The sequence below is a fragment of the Mycobacterium sp. genome, from assembly GCF_025933915.1.
GTDB lineage: Bacteria > Actinomycetota > Actinomycetes > Mycobacteriales > Mycobacteriaceae > Mycobacterium.
This window is the reverse complement of the sequence record NZ_JAICZA010000188.1, coordinates 1-7703: the sequence shown is the minus strand read 5'-3', so window position 1 is coordinate 7703 and position 7703 is coordinate 1. Positions and strand designations below refer to the sequence as shown.

General features: G+C 68.9%; 6 protein-coding genes and 2 pseudogenes. 1 reads left to right on the top strand and 7 read right to left on the bottom strand.

Annotation, left to right across the window (positions count from 1 at the left end):
- On the bottom strand, positions 1-654 hold a 654-nt coding region (gene tsf / locus Q0W90_RS21445), incomplete at its 3' end, for a translation elongation factor Ts (protein ID WP_297776438.1).
- Positions 655-666: 12 nt separating this feature from the next.
- Positions 667-1503, bottom strand: coding sequence for a 30S ribosomal protein S2 (gene rpsB / locus Q0W90_RS21440; protein ID WP_297700915.1), 837 nt, complete (start codon positions 1501-1503; stop codon positions 667-669).
- A gap of 316 nt (positions 1504-1819) precedes the next feature.
- Here rpsB and Q0W90_RS21435 point away from each other — a divergent pair.
- Positions 1820-2287 (top strand): annotated as a pseudogene (locus tag Q0W90_RS21435) (M23 family metallopeptidase); the annotation flags it as partial.
- A gap of 29 nt (positions 2288-2316) precedes the next feature.
- Here Q0W90_RS21435 and Q0W90_RS21430 read toward each other — a convergent pair.
- From Q0W90_RS21430 to Q0W90_RS21410, 5 genes and pseudogenes are all read right to left on the bottom strand, one after another.
- A complete protein-coding gene (locus Q0W90_RS21430; protein ID WP_297700916.1) occupies positions 2317-3213 on the bottom strand; it encodes a tyrosine recombinase XerC in 897 nt (298 codons plus the stop codon).
- A gap of 33 nt (positions 3214-3246) precedes the next feature.
- Positions 3247-4407 (bottom strand): lactate 2-monooxygenase, encoded by a 1161-nt coding sequence (locus Q0W90_RS21425; protein WP_297700918.1) that lies wholly within the window; start codon positions 4405-4407, stop codon positions 3247-3249.
- Positions 4408-4432: 25 nt separating this feature from the next.
- Positions 4433-5290 carry a siderophore-interacting protein gene (locus Q0W90_RS21420; protein ID WP_297776435.1) on the bottom strand — a complete coding sequence of 286 codons (858 nt, stop codon included), beginning with the start codon at positions 5288-5290 and terminating at the stop codon, positions 4433-4435.
- Between the two features lie 167 nt (positions 5291-5457).
- A complete protein-coding gene (locus Q0W90_RS21415; RefSeq protein ID WP_297700922.1) occupies positions 5458-6168 on the bottom strand; it encodes a hypothetical protein in 711 nt (236 codons plus the stop codon).
- Positions 6169-6419: 251 nt separating this feature from the next.
- Positions 6420-7703, bottom strand: a pseudogene (locus tag Q0W90_RS21410) (hypothetical protein); the annotation flags it as partial.

The window sequence follows — 7703 nt, the reverse complement described above, 5'->3', positions numbered from 1 at the left end:
GGCCTGCTCCGGCTTGCCCTCCGCTTTGGCGGTTTCCTCGGCGATGCGGCGCTCGCTGGCCACCACGTCCTCGGGCACGTCATCCCGGGACAGGTAGCGGGCCTTGAGCGCGGCGATCTGCAGCGCGACCGCGTGCGCGGCCTCCGTGTCCGAGCCCTGGTATTCGACGAGCACGCCCACCGCCGGGGGCAGGTCGGCCGCCCGCCGATGCAGGTAGGCCTCGACGGTGCCGTCGAAGTTCGCGACCCGGCGCAGTTCCAGCTTCTCGCCGATCTTGGCCGAGAGCTCGGCGATCGCCTGCTCGACGGTCTTGTCACCGATGCTGGCTGTCTTGAGGCCGTCGACATCCGCGGCCTTCGACGACACGGCCGCGGCCACGATCTGGTCCGCCAGCGCCTGGAACTCCGCGTTCTTGGCGACGAAGTCGGTCTCGCTGTTCAGCTCGATGAGCGCGCCGCCCTGGGTGGCGACCAGACCTTCGGCCGTCGCCCGCTCGGCACGCTTGCCGACGTCCTTGGCGCCCTTGATCCGGAGCGCCTCGACCGCCTTGTCGAAGTCGCCGTCACTCTCGACCAGCGCGTTCTTGCAGTCCAGCATGCCGGCACCGGTGAGTTCCCGAAGCCGCTTGACGTCGGCAGCGGTGAAGTTCGCCAATGGTCAGCCTTCCTATGAGGGGTCAGGGGTTGATTCGGGTGCGCCCGCGGCGGCGTCGGCGGGGGCGCCGGTGGCAGCAGCGGCGGCCAGCAGTTCCTGCTCCCATTCGGGCAGCGGCTCGGCGGCTTCGGCCTCGGGCTTGCCGTCACCGCGGCCGGCCCCGGCGCGGGCCTGCAAGCCCTCCGCGACGGCGGACGCGATGACCTTGGTCAGCAACGCGGCCGAACGGATCGCGTCGTCGTTGCCGGGAATCGGGTAGTCGACCTCGTCGGGGTCGCAGTTGGTGTCCAGGATCGCGATGACCGGGATACCGAGTTTGCGGGCCTCGCCGACCGCGATGTGCTCCTTGTTGGTGTCGACGACCCAGATCGCCGACGGCACCTTGGCCATGTCGCGGATACCGCCGAGGCTGCGGTCCAGCTTGTTCTTCTCGCGGGTCAGCATCAAGATTTCCTTCTTGGTGCGACCTTCGAAACCACCGGTCTGCTCCATCGCCTCGAGCTCCTTGAGGCGCTGCAGCCGCTTGTGCACGGTGGAGAAGTTGGTCAGCATGCCGCCCAGCCAGCGCTGGTTCACGTACGGCATTCCGACGCGGGTCGCTTCGGCCGCAACCGATTCCTGCGCCTGCTTCTTGGTGCCGACGAACAGGACACTGCCGCCGTGGGCGACGGTTTCCTTGACGAACTCGTACGCCTGATCGATGAAGGTCAGCGTCTGCTGCAGGTCGATGATGTAGATGCCGTTGCGGTCGGTGAAGATGAACCGCTTCATCTTGGGATTCCAGCGACGGGTCTGGTGCCCGAAGTGGGTGCCGCTGTCAAGCAGCTGCTTCATGGTTACGACGGCCATGCTTGTGCCTTACTTGTGTCGGTTGTCGCCTGGCATCGGGTGAAGCCGGGCCCTGGCGCCTGCTGCGATGCCGGACCCAGCCGGGAAAACCCGGTCGGGACCGCCCGGCATGCGGTGCGAACTCCTCGTGGAACCGGAGACGCGATGCGGACGCGCGAAGTCAACCCGCGAACGAGCTGCGACCAGCAGTTTACACGGACTCAGCAGGTGGTTTCGCCACGCTTCCCCAAGCGGCGCCGTCGTCCACAAAGCCGGTGAGACCGGGTGGATCCCGTCGGCGGGGCCGCGCTGAACTACCTGGATGCGGTGGATAGCGCTGATGTTGAGTGCGGCCCTGGTCAGCGCGGTACCGGCGGGGGCCGACGAGGATCGCCTGGAATGGCCGTTGCGCCCGCCGCCGGCCGTCGCCCGGGCTTTCGACGCCCCGCCGCAGGACTGGCATCCCGGCCATCGCGGTGTGGACCTGGCCGGCACCGCCGGCCAGCCGGTGTACGCCGCGGGCGCCGCCACCGTGGTGTTCGCCGGACTGCTGGCCGGGCGGCCGGTGGTGTCACTGGCCCATCCCGGGGGGTTGCACACCAGCTACGAGCCGGTCCGGGCGGCCGTGCGGGTCGGCCAGCACGTGACGGCCGTGACCGTGATCGGCGCATTGGTGGCCGGCCATCCCGGCTGCGGGGCCGCGGCGTGTTTGCACTGGGGAGCGATGTGGGGTCCGGCGTCGGGGGCCCACTATGTCGATCCGCTGGGCCTGCTCAAGTCCACGCCGATCCGGCTCAAACCGCTGCGCGGCTAGCGCGAGCAGACGCTCGCGCCTCAGGCGCGCGGGTGGGCCTGATCGTGCACCGCACGCAACCGGGACACCGCGACATGGGTGTAGAGCTGCGTGGTCGCCAGGCTGGAATGACCCAGCAGTTCCTGGACGACGCGCAGGTCAGCCCCGCCTTCGAGGAGGTGTGTGGCCGCGCTGTGGCGCAGGCCGTGCGGCCCCATGTCCGGCGCGCCGTCCACCGCGGCGACGGTCTGGTGCACCACGGTGCGCGCTTGGCGAACGTCGAGCCGGCGGCCCCGCGGGCCCAGCAGCAGCGCCGGACCCGACCCGGCATGCACCAGGGCGGGACGTCCGTCGGCCAGCCACGCCTCGATCGCGTCGGCCGCCGGCACCCCGAACGGCACACTGCGCTGCTTGTTGCCCTTGCCGACGACGCGCAGCAGTCGATGCCGCCTGTCCACGTCGTCGATGTCCAAGCCGCACAGTTCGCTGACGCGGATCCCGGTGGCATAGAGCATCTCGACGATGAGCCGGTCCCGCAGCGCCAACGGATCACCTTGCCGGGCACCGGATTTGGCGGCGGCCATGGCGTCGAGCGCCTGGTCCTGGCGCAGCACCGCGGGCAGCGCGCGATGCGCCTTGGGAACCTGTAGCCGAGCGGCCGGGTCCCCGGTCAGCAGGCCACGCCGGACCGCCCACGCGGTGAACGCCTTGACCGCCGAGGTGCGCCGGGCCAGCGTCGTGCGGGCGACGCCGGCCGCGGCCGCGGCGGATAACCACGAGCGCAGCAGCGGCAGGCTCAACGCGTCCAGGCCGGCGCCGCGGTCGCCGGCGAACGCGAGCAGCGAGCGCAGGTCGCCGAGATAGGCGCGACGGGTGTGGGCCGAGCGGCCGCATTGCAAATCCAGGTACTCGTCGAACTCGTCGAGGATCGCCTGCACTCCCCCACGGTCGCAGGTGCCGCCCTGCGCTCTCTAGTCGACGCGCCGAAGCGTGTCCGGGGTGAGATCTTTGAGCGTGGGATACCCGTCGACGGCCATGATGAGGTCCGCTTCGGCGAGGATCGAGCGCAGCACGTGCACGATGCCGTCGTCGCCGCCGAGCGCCAGGCCGTAGGCGTACGGCCGGCCGATACCCACCGCCGTCGCGCCCCGCGCCAGCGCCTTGACGACGTCGGCGCCGCTGCGGACGCCCGAGTCGAACAGGACCGGCAGCCCGTCGGCCGCCTCCACCACGCCCGGCAGGCACTCCAGCGCGGGCAGACCGCCGTTGGCCTGCCGACCACCGTGGGTGGAGCAATAGATGCCGTCCACGCCGCCGTCCTTGGCGCGCCGGGCGTCGTCGGGATGGCAGATGCCCTTGATGATCAGCGGCAGGTCGGTCAGCGACCGCAGCCATTCGAGGTCGTCCCAGGTCAACGGATTTCCGAAGGTCTGTATCCACCGCAGTACGGTGCCTTGCGGGTCCTCCTCGGGTGGGTGCTGCAGGCCGGCGCGGAAGACGGGATCGCTGGTGTAGTTGCTCAGGCAGAGCCCCCGCAACTGGGGAAAGTTGGCCGTGGCGAGGTCGCGCGGGCGCCACCCGGGAATCCACGTGTCGAGCGTGACGATGATGCCTTTGAAGCCGGCGGCTTCGGCCCGCTGCACGAGGCTGGCGGCCAGCTCGCGATCCTTCGGCGTGTAGAGCTGGAAGAAGCCCGGGGTGTCCCCGAACTCGGCGGCGACGTCTTCCATCGGGTCGGCGGTCAGCGTGGAAACGACCATGGGGACACCGGTGTGCGCGGCCGCGCGCGCGGTGGCCAGGTCGCCGTGGCCGTCTTGAGCGCAGATGCCGATGACCCCGATCGGTGCCATGAACAGCGGAGACGGCAGGCTCAGGCCGAACATCTCCACCGACAGGTCGCGGTCGGCGGCGCCGACGAACATGCGCGGGATCAGGCCCCAATGATCGAAGGCCTCCCGGTTGGCCCGCTGGGTACGTTCGTCGCCGGCGCCGCCGGCGACGTAGGACCACACCGACGGCGACATGGCCCGCTCGGCCCGGGCCTCCAACTCCGCGAAGGCCATCGGCAGCGCGGGTGCCACCCCGCCCAGGCCCTTGAAGTAAATCTCGTTCTGGTAGTCGCCGAATGCCATGGAAAAGAGCATGCCAGTCGAGCCGTCAGGCGGACGAGTTCGCCGACTCCGCCTCGGCCAGTTCTTTCTTCCATTGGCGGAACGTCTCTTCGGTGCGGCCGCGGCGCCAGTAACCCGAGATCGACGAGGCCCATTTGGCGTCCACGCCCCGCTCCTTGCGGATGTAGGGCCGCAGATTGTGCATGACGGCCTGCGCCTCGCCGTGGATGAAGACGTGCACCTGCCCGGGCAGCCACGGAGCGCTGGTGACGGCCTCGATCAACGGCGCGTAATCGCCGGCGCGATCCTCGGGAACCAGGTCGGCGCGGCCGCCGCGATACACCCAATGCACCTCGACGCCCTCCGGTGCGGTCAGTGGGATCTCGTCCTCCTGGCCCGCCACCTCGATGAACGCCTTGCCGACCGCGTTAGGCGGCAACGCTTCCAGGGCCGCGGCGATGGCCGGCAGCGCCGATTCGTCGCCGGCCAGCAGGTGCCAGTCGGCGGCCGGGTCGGGTGTATATGCACCGCCGGGGCCGATCAGGTAGATCGGCTGGCCGGGCCGGGCCGTGGCCGCCCATTGGCCCGCCGTCCCGTGCTCGCCGTGCACGACGATGTCCAGCGCGATCTGGCGGGCCTCGACGTCGACGTGCCGGACGGTGAGGGTGCGCACCGAGGGCCTTTTCTCCGGTGGCAGGCCGGCGAAGCTGTCGAGGGTGAGCGGCTCGGGCAAGCCGGCCACGTCCACGTCGTCGGCGACGAACGCCAGCTTGACGTAGGAGTCGGTGAACTTGCTGGGGACGAAGGCGTCAAAATTCTTGCCCCGCAGCATCACCCGCACCATGTGTGGGGTGAGTTGCTCGGTACCGACAACTTCGAAGCATTGCAGCGGTCGACCTGCCACTTGTCCTCCTGTCCAGCCCCTGACCCCCGTCGACTATACGAGTCGCGAGTCCTGAGAGCTTGGGCTGCAGCTTGGCCTGCGGCGACGCGACGGTGCCAGCGTCCATCGACGTGACTGCGCACCGCCGAGTGGTGAACCCATCTAGACGTCGAACACCACGCCGCGCGTCAGGAGCGCACCCGGCCCGGCGAACGGGCGCCGTTGCAATACCCGAGTCGCGGGTACCGACGGGTGGTGACGGTGATCGTGCCTTCGGTGTTGGTGATGGTGACGCCCTCCGCGCCGACGGTGGCGGTGGCGGTGCGCAGGGCGGGGATGGTGACCTGGCCGACGTGTGGGCCGGTACCGGTCGTGGCGGAGCCGTCGATCAGTTCGATTTCGACCCGTGCGCGGCGGTACTGAGTGAGGGTGAAGGCGCCGTAGCTGCCAGCGAGTAGCCGCATGTTGGACGGGATGACGGCGCCGGTCGCGCGACACCGACCAAGGGTGGTGACAGTGCTGCCGTCGTTGACGGTGACGGGGACGTTCGCGACGCAGGCCCCAGCGCCTTCCACGCTGATGGAGCCGCGCTCAACGAGCATGGTGGTGCGTTCGCCGAGAGCGATGGTGCTGCCAAACGGGAGGGTGACGGTTTGGCCTTGCAGGATGCGGATGACGATTACGTGGTCCGCGGTGTTGGTTGCGGCCTGGGCGACTGCGGACGCGGGATCAGCGGCTTTGCCGTCATGCGCGGTGGCGTCATCTCGGGCCCGAGTCTCGGCGCGGCGAACCCCGGCATTGTCTGCGGTGCTCTTGCGGTGATCCGGTGAACGGGTCGCTGCAGAGATCGCACCCGGCCAGGTAAGCATTGCCATCAGTCCCTTGGAGTAGGTGCTCACCAGGGGGTTTCCTACGGTGGGCCGAGGGGTGGCGTTACGGCTGGCGACAGCCGACAGAGGCGAGGCCGTCTGGATCCGCGGGGCGGCCGCGGACCAGCTCGGCGGCACCGATAACGGCCCGCGCGCAATCGCCTTGGCCCGGCGCCCGGAGGCCTCGCGGGACTGGGACCGCGGCGCCTCCGGCGTCGTGGATTTCGAATCGCCTTCTCGTTGAACGCTTTCCATGATTTCTCCTGGCCCGACCGAACCCATCAGTCAACCTCGCACGCGAGGAGGTCCCAGCAGCACTGACCTTCGTTTGCGTCTATATATCGGCAACAGGCTCCACCGTCCGATCCAGACGCTGCTAACAGTGAATTGTCTTGTGGGGGTTGGATTCCGGAAAGACCTGCCAGGCCGGCCAGGCCGGGGGAGGCAAGCCCGCCCGGAGGGATGCCGAACACCAGATGCGGCGGGGCCGGCGGGACCGGCGTACCGGGGGCGATGGTGACGGGACCGATCACGCCGGTAGAGGTGTAACTGCCACCGGGGCCAATGGTGATGACCTCGCCGGGGCCGACAATGATGCTGCCGCCGTTGAGGATGGGGACGATGCCGCCGGGATCGACGGTGAAGGTGCTGCCGGACCCGACGGTGACGATACCGCTGTCGGCCAGCGTGCCGCCGACCGTGACCGTGCCACCGTCGGTCAGCGCGCCACCCAAGCTGACCGTGAAGGTGCCGCTGTCCGTGAGGGTGCCACCCACGCTGACCGTGAATGTGCCGCCGTCGGTCAACGTACCGCCACTGATGACCGTTACGGTCCCACTATCGGTCAGCGTGGCACCGGCGTTGATGGTCAACGTGCCGCCGTCCGTCAGGACGCCACCGGCGCTGACGGTTACGGTGCCGCTATCGGTCAACGTGCCACCCGAGCCCAAAAGCCCTCCACCGCCGACGGTGACGCTGCCGCTATCGGTCAAGGTGCCCGTGGAACCGACCGTCAACGAACCCCCAGAACCCACCACGGAGCCACCATTGACCGACAGGGCACCCCCATCCGCGACCGTCAAGGCGCCGCCGTCAGTCAGGGCGCCGCCCGAACCCAGCACCGACCCACCATCAACCGACAAGACACCACCATCGACCACCGTCACACTGCCGTCATCAACAAGACTGCCCGCGGGAACCAAAACCGACCCACCATTGACCGTGACAGTCCCACCATCGGACAACACCCCACCCGAATTAACCGACACCACACCACCATCGGACAACACCCCACCAGTACCGACACTCAGCGTGCCCCCGCCGTCCACATTCACCACACCCGTGGAACCCACATCAATCGTGCCCGCAACACTGGCACCGCCACTGACATTCAGAGCACCGTTATCGACCACCGTCACACCCGAATCCACAGTGAGCGAACCACCATCGGCCAACACACCACCCGAATCAATGGTCAACGCACCACCATCGGACAACACACCACCCGCATTCACCGTGACCGTGCCGCTATCGGTCAACGTGCCACCACTGGCGACAGTGACGGT

Bases quoted from the DNA above. Each gene is read 5' to 3' on its own strand.
- rpsB (WP_297700915.1), bottom strand. From the start codon at position 1,503: ATGGCCGTCGTAACCATGAAGCAGCTGCTTGACAGCGGCACCCACTTC.
- Q0W90_RS21425 (WP_297700918.1), bottom strand. From the start codon at position 4,407: ATGGCATTCGGCGACTACCAGAACGAGATTTACTTCAAGGGCCTGGGC.